The organism is Desulfosporosinus cupriresistens, from assembly GCF_001707885.1.
GTDB lineage: Bacteria > Bacillota > Desulfitobacteriia > Desulfitobacteriales > Desulfitobacteriaceae > Desulfosporosinus.
The window spans coordinates 25,686-41,032 of sequence record NZ_MASS01000003.1; the positions used below are offsets into that span (position 1 = coordinate 25,686).

Sequence of the window (15,347 nt, forward strand, 5' to 3'; positions counted from 1 at the left end):
CCTCCTTAATTTGCCACGCCGTGCTGAAGGCGTTTCTTAAACTCTGCGGTCATCGCAGGTACAATTTGGAACAGATCTCCTACGATACCATAATTTGCCACCTTCAAGATCGAAGCTTCTGGATCATTGTTAATGGCAATAATAAAGTCTGACGTTTCCATTCCTACTAAATGCTGAATTGCTCCAGAAATTCCAATGGCAATATAGACTTTAGGACGGACCGTCACCCCGGATTGTCCAACTTGTTGATCATGGGTGAGCCAACCTGCCTCCACAGCACCTCGCGTCCCTGCCAGGGTCGCCCCTAAAACATCCGCTAATTCTTCCGCTAGGACCATGTTTCTTTTCGCGGCAATACCTAAACCAACCGCCACGATAATTTCAGCTTTGTCCAAGAAGGCACTCTTAGCATCGGAAGGGATAAACTCAAGAACTTTTGTTCGGAAATCACTTTCGACAGCGCTGAATTCTTCACGAATTACCTCACCTTCACGCCCTTCGACACGCTCTGGCATTGCCATAACTCTTGGACGGACGGTCGCCATTTGCGGACGGCTCTTACGGCACAGAATGGTCGCCATAATATTACCACCGAAGGCTGGACGGGTTTGTTGTAAGAGTTTCGTCTCCGGATCTATGCCTAACACTGTACAGTCAGCAGTTAGACCCGTTTGCATCTTTGTAGCTACAGCTGGAAAAACATCTCTGCCAATAGATGTGGCGCCCATTAAGATAATTTCAGGCTGATATTTTCTGACGAGACTTGTTATGGCTTCCGCATAAGGTTCTGTGCGGTAGTCTTTAAGTACGGGGTGATCGATAACATAGACTTTTTCGGCACCATGGGCAAATGCTTCAGGGACCACAGTATCTACCTGATAGCCTGTGACTACTCCACAAAGTCCACACCCTATTGCATCGGCCAGTTTACGCCCTTCACCTAGTAATTCCCAGGCTACTGGGGCGACCTTTCCGTTATTGTATTCAATAATTACCCAAACACCACTCCAGACATCCCCACCGGCGACGGGAGTCACTTGGGCGCGAATTGTCTTTTTCTCATTGCCTTGGGCGTAGTCCTCTACAGTATCTGGAAGAGGGTCCTGTATATTGAATTTGGAACCCGCCTCAGGATCACGTTTCCCATCGGATTTAGCTGGTTGATCCGGTAAAGAAAGTGCATCCGCTGGGCAAATCTTAACGCATTTGCCGCAACTAATACATTTAGCTGGATCTACAACAGCAAGCCCGTCAACTAAATCCAGAGCTTCTACCGGGCATTCCACAACGCACGCACCGCAGCCAATACACTTTGATTTTTCAATATTGAGAGCCATTAGTGTTTGCCTCCCTTCGCGAGGGGATGTACCATGATAATGTTTTGTTGGAAGATTTTTTGTACGACAGATTCAGCAGTTCCTTTAGGATCTTTCATTCCGTCAATTATTTCGCCTCCCGTACGACCGGGTGGTGCGAAAATCCTAGAGACACTGGTCGGTGATCCCTTTAAGCCCATCTGGGTAACATCAAACGGCAGGGAATTGAAATTCCACATTTCTGGTTCATACGCGGCCGCTTTCATCATATTGGGGAGGGAGGCGTAACTTAAATCGTTCAGTTCTTTTTCCACCGTGATTAGGGCAGGTAATTGAGCTTGTACGATCTGACGACCACTCTCCGTCTTGCGTTCTACCGTGACAGTCGTGTCGGTTAACTCTCTAACTTTAATGGCATACGTTAATTGCGGAAATCCAAGGCGCTGGGCAATTCCGGGACCCGTTTGAGCTGTATCTCCGTCAATCGCTTCTTTCCCGGCGAAGACTAGGTCAATGGGTTCAGTTTCATGTATCTTTTGAAGTGCAGATGAGAGAATATAAGCAGTTGCTAAGGAGTCTGAGCCGCCAAAAGCACGGTCACTCAAAAGAATTGCGCGATCTGCTCCAAAAGACATCGCTTTTTTCAGCGCCTCTTTGGCTTGGGGAGGTCCCATACTTACGATGGTTACTTTTCCGCCAACTTTTTCTTTAAGACGTATTGCTTCTTCCAAGCCATGGGCATCGTATGGGTTAATAATGGAGGGTACACCCTCCCGCATGAGGGTGTTCGTAACCGGATCGATTCGAACTTCGGAAGTGTCCGGAACTTGCTTTAGACAAACTACGAAGTGCACTGAAATACCCCCTCGTCTGTATTCTTTTTTCCACTTTTTAAAAATGGATTTGTTTGTACATTATAGTACAAAGTTTTCAGAATATCAAGTCTTCCCTTTCAATTTATTATATTCACAATTAATAAATTTTATAATTAACTGATAATTCAGTTCTTTTCGGAAATATACTTTTCCACTTCAACTGCTGCTATAGCCCCATCTCCTACTGCCGTAGCTACTTGACGCAGTGGGGTGTTACGAATATCTCCAGCGGCATATACGCCTTCGATATTAGTTTGTAAATGATGATCTGTGAGAATATACCCGCGATCGTCAGTCTCAATTTCGCCTTGGATGAATTGAGCGTTAGGATCTGTTCCAACATAGATGAAGACCCCATCCGCTGGGATATCTCTCGTTTCCCCACTGAGCACTCCATGTATGCGCACACCTTCAACATGGTTCGCACCCAGTATTTCCTCAACCACAGCATTAAGTTCAAAGTGTATTTTAGGATTGTCTTTAGCCCGGTTCACAGCGATCTGAGAAGCACGGAAGCCTTCTCGGCGGTGTATAATAGTAACTTCTTCTGCAAATTTAGTAAGGTATACACCTTCTTCAATAGCGGCATCACCACCACCGACTACTATAACCTTTTTACCTCTAAAGAAAGCGCCATCACATGTTGCACAATAAGACACACCTCGGCCTTTAAAAATCTCTTCACCAGGTACGCCCAGTAACCGAGGTTTCGAACCAGCAGCAACAATAACAGCATGCGCTTCCAATACTTGACTGTCTGTTTGAATTTTTTTAATAGGCATCATCAGATCAAGTTTTTGAACTTCCTCAAAAATGAACTCTACACCGAATGCCAATGCTTGCCTGTGAAATGAATTCATTAATTCATAGCCATTGATCCCCTCTGGGAAGCCAGGATAGTTCTCGATATTCTCTGTTGAAGCGGCCTGGCCTCCGGGCATTGCTAATTCCACAACAGCAGCTTTAAGCCCCCCTCGAGCAGCATATATACCAGCTGTTAGACCAGCAGGACCTGCACCGATAATAATAACGTCATACATGACTTTCAACTCCTCTTGATAATGTTTAAGATTTTTATACCCCTTAAGGGTATTACGGAAATAGTATACCATATCTTTTTCAGATTTAAAAATCAATTAACCTAAATTAAGATTATTTCATGAAGGGATTTTATATTTGCTAAGAGAATATAATAATACTAGTTAAGTCTAACACATGCTTTAGTGTTAAATTTAAATGTTCTAAATGTTAAAGGAGGAAAAACAGTTGCACCGTTTTGCCAAGTTTATAGTAGCCCTCATCATATTAGTTTCATTATTAACCGCTTCGAGTGGCCTATATGAGAATTGGTTGTGGTTTAAAGATCTCGGTTATTCTCAATTGTTTTGGACACCAATTCTTAGTAAAGCCCTTTTTCAAGCAGTTAACGGCACAATTCTTTTTATCTTTATTGCCGGAACCTTATTGTCTATTCGCCATGCCATCGTGACCTTTGTCAATGAGCGCTTGCGCCTACGTATGCGTTTGGTTCAAAACATGAACAGTAAGGTTTTAAGCCTGAGTCAACGTAGGGTTACAGTTTGGTTACTTATTATCTCTGTTGTCGTGAGTTTTGCAGTCAGCTTTGTTGCAGGGTTCACGGGCTGGTTGGATGTCTTGTCATTTCTCCACCCCACGCCCTTCGGGCAAGCTGATCCGATTTTCGGCAAGGACCTGGCATTTTACTTCTTTCAATTACCGTTCTTAAAGACCTTGTTCAATGCATTTTTTGCTCCTCTATTTTTACTTACTTTTTTTACAACAATCTTTTATGTCGTTACCGGTGTCTTACGATTTCATTCTGTTAAGCTTTGGCAAAATGGAGCAGTGGAAATAACCGCCAGTGCGCGACGGCACCTGGCCTTGTTAGTTGGGATTCTCTTTGTATTAAAAACTTTTGGTTATTACCTGGATATATTTCAATTACTCTATTCTATCCACGGTCATGTAGTTGGTGCTGGGTATGCCGATATGACTGCTACCCTTCCCGCACTCAAAATTCTAATTGTCATCAGTGGTTTGGGATTTATCTTAGCATGTATTTCCTTGGCGTTTAAAGATTCACGTTTGTTGACGATTCCGGTTGTTGGCATATTTGCCGTAGGAATCCTGATTTATGGGATTTTTCCATCTCTTCTTCAATCCTTTGTTGTTATTCCCAACGAGCTGACTAAAGAACAACCTTATATTAACCATGAGATAGAATTAACGAGATTCGGATATGGTTTAGACCATATTTCAGAAATTAATTATCCTGGTGACACGCCAATAACAACGAGTGCTCTACAAGCTGATCAAGGGACACTCAACAACATCCGCCTTAACGATACGCGACCCTTGCTACAGACTTTTACGCAAAAGCAGGGCATTCGTCTCTATTACAAGTATAATGATATTGACATTGACCGTTATATGGTCAATGGGGAATATAGGCAACTGATGATGGGACCACGTGAGATTTCAACCCCTGATTTAGACCCTAAAGCCAAAACATTTGTAAACCTCCGTTTTAAATATACCCATGGTTTCGGTGTCGCCGCCTCGTTCGCCAATGCAGTTACTTCAGAAGGGCTTCCCTCTTTTGCTATTAAAGATGTTCCTCCTGTCAGTGAGTTCCCCGAATTTAAACTGACTGATCCACGGATTTATTACGGTGAGCTGACCAATGACTGGGTTGTTGCCGATACCTCTGTCAAGGAATTTGATTACCCACAAGGGGATACGAATGCCGAAACCTCCTATCAGGGTAAAACAGGGATCCAGCTAACCCCCTTTAATAAGCTCATGCTTTCACTTAGTCATGGAACCTTACGCTTCTACCTAGCCAGTGAAGTGACATCAAACAGTAAAATGCTTATCTACCGCAATATAGAAGAACGAGTTAAAAAACTAGCTCCGTTTTTAACCTATGATACCGATCCTTATATGGTCATTGATAATGGCCGCTTAAAATGGATTATTGATGCCTATACCACATCAGATGCCCTTCCTTATTCCAATATGTATCCGAACGAGGAGTTTAACTACATCCGTAACTCTGTTAAAGTCATTGTTGATGCCAATGACGGAACGGTTGATTTTTACGCAGTTGATTCTAAAGACCCAATTTTGCAGACTTATGCGAAGATCTTCCCTGGCGTATTTAAAGATTTAACAAGTATGCCATCCAGCTTAAAGAGCCACCTGCGTTATCCTGAAACTCTATTTAACGTACAAAGTACTATGCTAAAAACCTTTCACATGACCAATGCCTCCGTTTTTTATAATAAGGAAGACGCCTGGGATATTGCCCAAGAACTCTTTCAAGCCCAACCTCAAAACGTAGCCCCCTATTACACAATTATGAAAATACCGGGTGAAGATAAACCTGAGTTCGTACTCATGCTTCCCTTTACACCGGCCTCAAGCTCATCGAATTCAAGAAACAATATGGTTGCCTGGATGGCAGCACGAATGGATGGAGAGCATTATGGGGAGCTCTTACTTTATAAACTACCCAAAAATATCGAAGTTGACGGCCCGTTGCAAATCGAGTCGCGCATCGATCAAGACCCCGAAATATCCAAGGAACTTTCCTTATGGGATCAAAAAGGCTCAAGTGTGATACGTGGAAATCTCTTAGCTCTTCCGATCGGTGGAAACTTTCTCTACGTTGAACCAATCTATCTACAGTCGGATAAAGGTGGTAGTATCCCTGAAATGAAAAAAGTCGTGCTCGCCTATCAGGATCGTCTGGTAATGACCGATAATTTAGGGTCAGGGTTAACCCAACTCTTCGGAGAAGGGGCGCCTCAACCAACAACTCCCGGTCAAAGCACACCTCCGCCTGTTCCTACTCCATCGCCTCAAACCCAAACACCAACGGGTCCTACCCCGAGCATAACGTCAATCATTGACCAGATGAATCAAATCCGCTCTTTACTCGACAACCTGGAAACCCAACTCAAAGGATTACAAGGCACTTCCAGTTAGATTCCTTAAAAGAATAATGACGTTAGAAAAGAGCCCTGAGGGCTCTTTTCTTTACCTTTAAAAGCAACAATTAGTTTATTAAACGTTCTAGTTATACCAATTGAATAAGAACTCGTAAACAGGAACATAAGAGCGTAATTTGTTTACGTTTAACTTAATGCTTTAATTATTATTTTCTCTTACTCTATTAATTGAGAGGCTGTAATTCTGCTTCAGTGGTTGTTTCTTCTCGGGTGAGTTGAATAAGCTCTGCGCCGTCAACTGAGATGTAATTATCATCGCCGTGCAAGTTCACCTCTTTAAGTTGACCTGCCGTGACAATATAAGCGGTTAGATGATCATAGACAACTATTTGACCCTTAGACCCGATAACTGTTCGCTGGGTATTATCAAAAGGAATTGAGCCTTTCCATTCAGTATTCAGAATTGGGTTACTCTTTACTTCACTCAGGTCTGCCGTGGTTTTAATCTTTACGAGTACATCATTTTCAACTTCGCCGATATAGACCTTTCCATCTCTAATTCCTAAGATTCGATCGTTATCGTTTTTAGAGATGGTTTGACGATTTGTCCCATTCAAGGCAATAACTTGTTGGGTACTCCCTATTTTACTGTCCAGATAAAGCGTTCCATAACGATCTGAGGCCGCCATATTATCGATCGTCTCTCCCGATTTGTTTAGGGTTCGTACATTTTTCATGACATCTATTTCCATTAGTTGTTCTGTTGATCCGTTTTTAACGGTGAGGTACATAAGATTGGTATAGGTTGAGACAACCCATTCTTCAATTTCTCCACCAGCCGGAAATTTGTCGATCGTTTGATTAAACCGATCATCTGGAGAGGTGTCTTCATCACTATCTGGAAGTTCCAGCGTATACAGTTCTGTAAGTTGCGGGTTTCCATACCGCTTTTCGGTTCGAGGCTTCACGGGAACCTCTTTGGTTGTGACCTTAGAAACTGTAGTTTTTTCATTAGGGTCTTCTGTTTTCGGAGTAGTAGACTGAGTAGTGGTTTGCTGGGTGGATTGGGGAGGATAGACAGTAACGTATGTTATAGGGTTTGGGTTTTTCTTGGCATAAAAATAGATTAGGGTATTTCGGTCAGGCAACCATTGGTACGTGAGAACGCCTAAGGCTTTATCATCGACTGAAGGTGACTCTTTCTCAAAAACAATTGTTTGCTTTTTAAGGTTAAAGACTTTGAGTGTGCCATTTTCTGAGTAGGCTATATAATCCTTCGCATAGGAAATTTGGACATTCGTAAGGTCAGCACTCGGGATAGTGGCTTTAAGCTGAAGTGTGATCGGTTCACTGGCAACTGGAGCCATAACTCTCTGGACTTGGTTGTTCAAAAGAGAGTAGACTCCAAATTGCAGGAGAAGTGAAACTAATGTCCAAACAAATATAATACGCAGTTTCTTCTTCATGCGCGATTTCTCCTTTTTGCTGAGTCCCTTATGGGGTAACTACAAAGGCTGTAGGAATATAACGTTCACCGAAAATATCCCAAAGCTTATTGGCAACTTTGCCGTTATAGACGAGTTCGGATGAAGAACCGCCATCGAGATTGACAGCATTTATAGCATGGTAATCATCAAAGACATGCATGAGATCTCTCAAGGTTGCGCCGATACTCCAAGTGGGTTGGCGTCCGTCGATGACCACAAAAATGACGGTTCCATCAGCCATTTGGCCAATGCCAGTTCGAGGAGCAATTCCCCAACCGCCGTCTCCAGAAATCATAGGTTTGCCATCAACAATAAGATTAGGACCAAAAGAAACTGCTTCCTGTATATGGTTCGCTTCCAATTGACTGGCCGTCATATCTCCGAGGACTAATTTACCTTCATCATTAAACCCCACAATATTGACAGTCTGATCGTTCACATTGTTATGAACCAGTTTTCCATCATGTACCGTTAAACCATCAGGAAAAGCTCCATTTCCTTTACCATTGGGATCATAGAATCCTCCGGCATTAATTCCGGCAAAAGCGTTCATATCCTTGACAAGATCGCTGACCCGTTCTCCTGTAACTCCGATTTCTTTGGTAACCGCCAATTTCACACGTTTAGGGTCTTTGACCAGCATCACTTTTCCTTTAAAGCTAGGGCCTTGGATATCTTCAATCGTTATCCCCGAACTCGCATCAGCAATTACATTCGTGCGAGCAATAGCTTGGCTAATGTTAACATTTTGAGTATCATTGCTATTCATAATCTTTGTTATTTCGTCTTGACTCAGAAAAGCTTGCACTACCTGCGGATGCCGTGATGTATAAACTGAGCCAACAGCCACAATTTTGAGTGCCTGAAATGGTCCCCAAAACAATACAAAAGGAGCAAGTAGCGCCGCAAAAATAAGGTTATAGCCTAGAAAGGCTATAATCATCTTTATCCTAATAGAACTTTTTTTTCTCATTTAAACTCTTTCTCCTCCTTGTAGAGTATGTTAGAAACAAATACATCATATAAAGAAAGCTTGGCGCCAACCCCCCAAAAAACAAGAGCCGCAGATTTTAAGATGCGACTGCTAAGCTCTAACGACTCTAATCATGTCGTTTTTTTAACTCAAACGTTAATTTCCATATGGAATAAATAATCAAGGCAAAATAAAGATAGAAACTAATCTGAATGGAGCCCCAATTAGAAATTCCGAGTTTTACGCCGATAAGTTCGCCGACTAAGCCGGCAAACATTCCAACAACTATGGTAGACCACATGTGAATTACTACATTGTGTTTCTTTCGTCGAGAGAAGTAGTAGAGGTAAAGTACTACGGAAATAAGAAACACGCTTCTCGAAACCATTAGAAGTATTGTCATTCATTTTATTCCTCATTTACGGCTAAATTCAGCATCAATGCCGTACTAAGTATAACAAAACAAATATGTTCTATCAAGGATTTGCCTATGGGTATTTATAGAATATAAATCCAGTACTTATATTCTAGGTCATACAAGAAAGGAAAAAGAGCCATTTTTCTGGCTCTCCCTTAAGTTCTTAGTTATTCAATTATTAATACTATCCTAGGTGGGGTTAATTTCAATACGGTATGTTAGGTCGGCAACCTTATCAATCATGTTGGCAACACTACAGTATTTATCCATGGAAAGTTGGACTGCACGTTGAATTTTCTCCCGAGAAAGGGACTCACCCCAAAACCTATAAACCACTTCAATATCTTTAAAGACGCGCGGATGATCGCTGGCACGTTCTCCTTCTACAGTTGTCTCAAAGCGTTGAACTTTGACCTGCATCTTTTCTAGAATTGTGACGATGTCCATACCACTGCAACCTGCGATTGCGATTAAAAGGAGTTCCATGGGACTAGTTCCACGCCCTGTTCCCCCAGCAGTGACACTGGCATCAATATTGGTGACTACTTTTGAACTTCCTTCACCCTGGAAATGCATCCCCTTCAGGTGCTTCACGGATACTATCATTCGTATGACTCCTTTCTGTCTGATCAATCCAGCTCAGGCAACCATAAGCCTTTGAGGACATCTTGGGCTACAGCTCGCATCGATTTACGCGTGGACATTGCTTGGTTGCGCAAAGCTGCGTAAGCAGCTTGTTCAGCAAATCCCCTCAGTTGAATAAGAGATAACATGGCTTGGAAAATAATCTTTCGCGTCTTTAGTTCCTCTTCCAAACGCTGGACCTGCTGCGAATTTTCGGATTCTCGAGTATAGCGACGTTCAGCAAGTTGTATGGCCGCTGCCATTTCAAGCGCACGCCATGGATAGAGAATAACGTGATGAGCATCCGCATTAATCACCTCTGATAAAACATGTTGTTCTTCTTGAGTAAGAACAACAATGACTGGACAGAGATGCTGAACGATCAGATTTTGAAGAACCTCCGATGAATTAAGGCCACGTAGATTCCACCCCATAATAATTAAATCGGGCTCAAATCGGTGTGCAAAACGTAAAGCTTCCATCCCGTTATCTGTTGTGGCTAGGACCTGATAACTTACAAGTGGCAACATCACTTTGATCTCCTGATTTAATGAGGCATTTCCTGAAACTAATATAGCCCTCTTCATCCTAAATCACTCATTTCAAACTTCTTTAAATTACTTGGGCCCTGCAAGAAGAGTTCTATACCTGTACCCTTATGTTTTAACAAATAGAATCAAATCCTCGGTTTAAGAGGATCTTTGTCAGTGATTAACGCTAATTCATTAAAATTTGGCAAGCTTATTTTGCTACAGCTCCAAGAGCTTCTTCAGAAGAACAATAATCAGGATCTTCTTGTACTAAAGAATGGGCAGGCATCGTTGTTTCCAATCTTAATGGAAAAATCAAAACCATTAAGGCCATCCCACCAATAGCAAGCGCCAGATATTGTAGAGATATCACAGCGAAAATGATAGCTGAAAGCTTGGCAGGTGTACCAATTGCATATTTAAATGGCTGGACAGTTCTCAAATTGTCATTTAGTAATTGAGGTGGGATCTTCTCAGCCCCGATTGCTTGATTGTTACTAGAACGGATCCAAACGGGTTTTCCCCAGAAATCCACAGAATCAATAAGCTGATGCCCCGTTTTATAGAATGGGTCTAAAGTAGATATGTATATAAAACCCTTGGTAGTATAAATGCGATCCTGTTCAACGTTTGTACCAGTGATAGCAGCCTTACTATAGGTCCGTTCAATTCTTAAGATGTCATCTCCGCTCACATTTACTGGCCCATAATCAGTTATGATTGTATACAGATCACGATCAACTAATTCAATATTTGACACTTTAACATCTAAAAGACGAATGGCAACCATTGAAAGCAGGATAACAAATAGACAAACAAATATAATAACTCCCGCAATGCGTTCGCGATCTACCTGTATCTCTTTAATAATCACAGTTCGACACGTCCTTTACTTCTACCTTTTGTCCTTTGCTCTAGTTTAACACAATTCTCATTGTACTATAAAAAATTTAGCCAGACAAATAAACTTTATCTTATAAACGCAGAAGAGAAGACAATTGTCTCTCTCNCGTTTATAAGATATTTTACACAAATTTTCGCCCGCCTCTGTTCCGAATTTTCTTTTTAATAGCCATACTTTATTCTGGATTGCTTTTACGGTTCGTTTAAGCAATTCTTCATTAAGTAATATTTGGGCGATTTTCACGGCGAGTTGCTAAATAATCTAACACTCGCTCAGCCGAAGTATTGAGAACTTGCTGCTCAGAGATTCCTACCTCGTGAACTAAATCGAGGGCGTGGCTAAATTCACCGACCCGGTCCCAAAAATGAGCATCACTTCCTAAAATGACGGGGCCTTTGTATTGCACCATATATTGGGCAAAGCGCCGACAATTCCCCCACGCTCCTTTTTTTTCTTTGGCCAGTGAACTATTATTAATCTCGACCGGGATATTCAGTTTCGCAGACATGTGAGCAATACGTTCTAGATCAAGCTCGAAATCTGGTCGTCCCGGATGAACCATCATATCTGTATAGGGATTCTCCATTGCTTTGATATAGGCCTGGGTATTTTGTTCAGTTGTTCCCCCAGGGTAACAGATAACATGAAGTCCTACAAGAACAAGCTTCATCTTCGATAGGTAGCGAATGGGCATATCTAATTCCCCATCATGGTTTATGATATTGGCCTCTACTCCTGGTAAGATTCGGACACCGTAAAGTTCTTCAGGGAGGATCGCCAAGTTTCCAAAATGATAAAGATTAGGGGCGCCCGGCATACTAGGAGCATGGTCTGTCATGCCAAGTAATTTGATTCCTCTGTGAGAGGCTGCTAGAGCATTTTCAGAAAGAGTACTATAGGCATGTCCACTCGATATAGTATGCGTATGTAAGTCTACTTGTATATTCATTACCAAAACACCTCAGCATCATTATAACCTTTATGAAAGAAAATACAAAAATAAGTGCTAATAAAAGCACTTATTTCTCATAAATAGTTACTGTCTCTTAACGGCAACTGGGGCTTTAACCGTAGAATCAACAGTAAAACGAAAACTGGCTTCAGTAGCCTGCACTACCCCCCCCTCAGGATTGGGTTTAATGCGTAAAGTCATTAGATGCTGCCCTGCTGTTGCGCTTTTCCCCAATGCATCCCCTAAAACTTTAATTTGCCGAAAAGCTACTCGTGCAGTGGCCCCAGGTTCTAAAGCAGGTAAGGTTCCGGGTGATATAACCTTTTTTGTGTCATCTCCAACAAGTGACACTTGTAATTCTACTGGAATATTTGTCATTTTGTTAGCCGTTGTGTTTTGAAATGTTGCGATTAGATCAAATGTTTTAGTAGTAATTACTTGTGCCCCTTTTAATGTTACACTCCCATAGGTGAGATCCTTTACTATTGAGGCTGGTTCTACTGTTACACCGAGCATCTTAATTTCGGGGATTTCGTTGATTTTGCTTACACTTGCATCTGAGTTATGCCAAAGTGAGAATCCAAGAAATCCAACAAGGCAAATTACGAAAGCACTGGCTACCATGGCAAGGTATTTGCGGTTTAGCGCAATAATTTTAGTCAAAACTGAACACCTCCAATTAATTTGAGATTTACTCCTTAAAAAAACGTATGCATGTCCTCTTACAGACATGCATACGTTTCAAAATTTATTTTTTATATTAAATTAAAATTTGTATTATATATTATTATTATTTTGTCCCTTCTCGTTCATCATACATTTGATGGCGGATATCTTCTTCAACAGTCAAGCGAAAAATTCGTGAAGACTGAATTATCCGGGATGTAGTACGCACCCCAATATAGTCTTCCATTTCATCAAGAGAAAGATTTGATGTTATAACTGTGGGTAGTAGCTCATTCATTCGGTAGTTAATAATTGAATAAAGGCGATTTCGAGTCCAATCAGTATAATTATGTGCTCCTAAATCATCCAGAATCAGAATTGGTATTGTTCGAGCTGTATCCAACAAATCCATTTCATTTACTTCAGACTTATATGATGCTCTTAATTCATCCAGTAGATCGGGAACCACTATGAATAGGACCTGCAGCTGAGCTTCTATCAATTCATTGGCAATGGAAGCAGCCAGATAGGTTTTCCCTGACCCAACTGGGCCTGTGAACAACAGTCCGAGGCCATGAGGGTTCTGTTGGCATTCATCCACAAAGCTTTTGGCTGCATTTAAGGCCTTTATTGCCCCTTCACGATGTGTTTGATCTTTCATTTGCGATCTGTAATAGTCAAATCTAAATTTTTCCAGACGACAGTTCTTCAGCACTCGCGAGATCCGGGCATGTCGAAATTGATTTTCCATTTTTCTCATTTTCATGCAACTGCAAGGATAAGCCACATCCCCGTCCAGTAAGATACCTCGATCTTGGCAAATAGGACACCTGAACGTTTCAACGGCATTTAGATGATCTGACGTTGCATGGTTTTCAGAAGAAGCTATGTTGGAACTCGGATTGTTATTAGGTGGGGAATTCAAGGTTGTATCGAACGTTTTAGCGGCTAGGACATTGCTTTTTAAAATATCTTTTACACTTTTCATTTTAAGTAATTCCCTCCTCAAAAATCAAGCTGCATCTTAACTACGCCGCCTTACAAATAGAACTTTTCATATTTATTAGAGGTCGTCTTGGGAGTCTGACTCTTAGACTTTGTTGCCTTTTTTTCTTGGCGGGACTGAAAATATGCGTCTTCTGCCTCAATTTCTGCTCGCGTACGCAAACCCTTTTTCTCCCATTCGCGAAGTATCGAGTCCAAATAGCGAAAGTTTCGAATACCAGCACTGACGCCTCTTCTTAAAGCTTCAATAATAAGCTCTTCAGAATAATTAGATGACAGCCAACGATCTAAGTTTTCACATTCTAAGCGGGTAAGCAAGCGGCCAAGTTCTTGCTCAAATGTACGGACTAAGTTTTCAGCTGACGAGTTAATTGCTGTAGATGTCGGTTGTGGTGACGATTGGCTTTGTTTCAGACTGCGCTCTTCTTCCAGTTGTTGCGAACGTTCAATGGCCCAAAGTTCGGCAAGTTCATCGATTAGACCAACAAGACTATAACTGTTGCTCCACTTTTGCTCGCTAGAATTCCAGTACCTTTCAATCGCCAGAAATTTCCGTTCCACCAATCGACCTACTACCTCTTCAATATCTGCAGGAGAAGCAGTCATGCGCCCAGCTAAGGTGGCGATTGAGGGATATGGATTAGTTTCAGCTTCACACAAGATCTGAATTAACACCATCATCTCTGCATCGCTTAAACCGATCTCTGTATAATGGGTTAAGAGATATTTCGGAATTGCAATGACACCGGAAAAGAAAAGAGCTTGTGTAAAGCTCCCATAAACACTTACTTTATTCATTGACGTTCACTCCCTATGCAGCCACCAAAGAAAATATTCCTAAAGTATTCTCACTTTTTGTGTATTATCCTTCCACGAAAACAAGGCACACAGGGGATATATTGGCCATAAAATGTTATAATTTTAAAAAAATGGTATAAACAGCTCGATATATTTTCCTTATTTTGGCAGGAAATTACAGCTGTTATGGCGTATATAGTTTGCAAACGAATCTAAGGAGGACAAGTTATGGACTTTCGGCAAGAGCTCATCCAAATCGTAGATAAATCAGGTGCTCATCCAGCGTGGGGCGTTAAACATTGTTTTAGAGTCTATCATCTGGCCAAAGAACTTTCTAGCCACTTAACCTTGGATGATGAGGTACTTTATGCCGCAGCTATGCTGCATGACACAGGAAAGTATCCTATCTATGCTCTCAAAAACGTCGATCACGCATTACGTTCCAAGGGGATTGCGGCAAATCTCCTCCAACAATTGATGTTCTCACCGCTCAAGTTGCCCATAGTTTTAGATGCTGTTGAAAACCACATGTATTACTCAGAACCGGGTCGGAGCGATGAGGCAGTCTATTTACGCGAATCAGATATATTGGACAATTTTGGAAATATCGGTTTAATGCGTTTATTCAGTCTGGTTGGGCAAGATGAATTGATTCAGACTCATGAAAACGCCATCGACCGAGCCCGCCTCTTTGCTGATGCGCTTCCAAACAAAGTCACTACCAAAGCAGGCAAGCGTTTGGCGATAAAGAGGCGGGAAGAAACTCTTCGCTTCTTAGCCGGTATTAAACGCCAAACCCTAGAATATGCTTGGCTTTGATAATGC

General features: G+C 41.8%; 14 protein-coding genes. 2 read left to right on the forward strand and 12 right to left on the reverse strand.

What is annotated here, in order from left to right; translation table 11 throughout:
- Positions 1 to 5 precede the first annotated feature (5 nt).
- From DSBG_RS01810 to trxB, 3 genes are all read right to left on the reverse strand, one after another.
- Positions 6 to 1,337 (reverse strand): electron transfer flavoprotein subunit alpha, encoded by a 1,332-nt coding sequence (locus DSBG_RS01810; protein ID WP_068962528.1) that lies wholly within the window; start codon positions 1,335 to 1,337, stop codon positions 6 to 8.
- Positions 1,337 to 2,170 carry an electron transfer flavoprotein subunit beta/FixA family protein gene (locus tag DSBG_RS01815; RefSeq protein WP_009615096.1) on the reverse strand — a complete coding sequence of 278 codons (834 nt, stop codon included), beginning with the start codon at positions 2,168 to 2,170 and terminating at the stop codon, positions 1,337 to 1,339. Before DSBG_RS01815 ends, DSBG_RS01810 begins: the two co-directional genes overlap by 1 nt.
- Positions 2,171 to 2,316: 146 nt before the next feature.
- Positions 2,317 to 3,231 carry a thioredoxin-disulfide reductase gene (gene trxB, locus DSBG_RS01820; protein WP_068962529.1) on the reverse strand — a complete coding sequence of 305 codons (915 nt, stop codon included), beginning with the start codon at positions 3,229 to 3,231 and terminating at the stop codon, positions 2,317 to 2,319.
- Between the two features lie 226 nt (positions 3,232 to 3,457).
- Here trxB and DSBG_RS01825 point away from each other — a divergent pair, with 226 nt between their 5' ends.
- A complete protein-coding gene (locus DSBG_RS01825; protein ID WP_068962530.1) occupies positions 3,458 to 6,202 on the forward strand; it encodes a UPF0182 family membrane protein in 2,745 nt (914 codons plus the stop codon).
- Between the two features lie 187 nt (positions 6,203 to 6,389).
- Here DSBG_RS01825 and DSBG_RS01830 read toward each other — a convergent pair whose 3' ends face one another.
- From DSBG_RS01830 to DSBG_RS01875, 9 genes are all read right to left on the reverse strand, one after another.
- On the reverse strand, positions 6,390 to 7,631 hold the full coding sequence (locus tag DSBG_RS01830; protein WP_068962531.1) for a hypothetical protein: 1,242 nt from the start codon (positions 7,629 to 7,631) through the stop codon (positions 6,390 to 6,392).
- A gap of 28 nt (positions 7,632 to 7,659) precedes the next feature.
- Positions 7,660 to 8,625, reverse strand: a complete 966-nt coding sequence (locus DSBG_RS01835) for a phosphodiester glycosidase family protein (protein WP_068962532.1) — start codon at positions 8,623 to 8,625, stop codon at positions 7,660 to 7,662.
- A gap of 607 nt (positions 8,626 to 9,232) precedes the next feature.
- Positions 9,233 to 9,649 carry an OsmC family protein gene (locus DSBG_RS01845; protein ID WP_068962534.1) on the reverse strand — a complete coding sequence of 139 codons (417 nt, stop codon included), beginning with the start codon at positions 9,647 to 9,649 and terminating at the stop codon, positions 9,233 to 9,235.
- A 23-nt stretch (positions 9,650 to 9,672) separates the two neighbouring features.
- Positions 9,673 to 10,254: an ANTAR domain-containing response regulator gene (locus DSBG_RS01850; protein WP_068962535.1), complete on the reverse strand. Its 582-nt coding sequence runs from the start codon at positions 10,252 to 10,254 to the stop codon at positions 9,673 to 9,675.
- A gap of 154 nt (positions 10,255 to 10,408) precedes the next feature.
- A complete protein-coding gene (locus DSBG_RS01855) occupies positions 10,409 to 11,071 on the reverse strand; it encodes a hypothetical protein (RefSeq protein ID WP_068962536.1) in 663 nt (220 codons plus the stop codon).
- Positions 11,072 to 11,318: 247 nt separating this feature from the next.
- Positions 11,319 to 12,050: a phosphatase gene (locus DSBG_RS01860; RefSeq protein ID WP_068962537.1), complete on the reverse strand. Its 732-nt coding sequence runs from the start codon at positions 12,048 to 12,050 to the stop codon at positions 11,319 to 11,321.
- 87 nt (positions 12,051 to 12,137) lie between these two features.
- Positions 12,138 to 12,716, reverse strand: coding sequence for a hypothetical protein (locus DSBG_RS01865; protein ID WP_083236684.1), 579 nt, complete (start codon positions 12,714 to 12,716; stop codon positions 12,138 to 12,140).
- A 127-nt stretch (positions 12,717 to 12,843) separates the two neighbouring features.
- Positions 12,844 to 13,707 carry an ATP-binding protein gene (locus DSBG_RS01870; protein ID WP_068962538.1) on the reverse strand — a complete coding sequence of 288 codons (864 nt, stop codon included), beginning with the start codon at positions 13,705 to 13,707 and terminating at the stop codon, positions 12,844 to 12,846.
- Between the two features lie 50 nt (positions 13,708 to 13,757).
- Positions 13,758 to 14,522 (reverse strand): DnaD domain protein, encoded by a 765-nt coding sequence (locus tag DSBG_RS01875; RefSeq protein ID WP_009612890.1) that lies wholly within the window; start codon positions 14,520 to 14,522, stop codon positions 13,758 to 13,760.
- Between the two features lie 228 nt (positions 14,523 to 14,750).
- Between DSBG_RS01875 and DSBG_RS01880 the strand changes: the two genes are divergently transcribed.
- Positions 14,751 to 15,341: an HD domain-containing protein gene (locus tag DSBG_RS01880; protein ID WP_068962539.1), complete on the forward strand. Its 591-nt coding sequence runs from the start codon at positions 14,751 to 14,753 to the stop codon at positions 15,339 to 15,341.
- Positions 15,342 to 15,347: the final 6 nt, after the last annotated feature.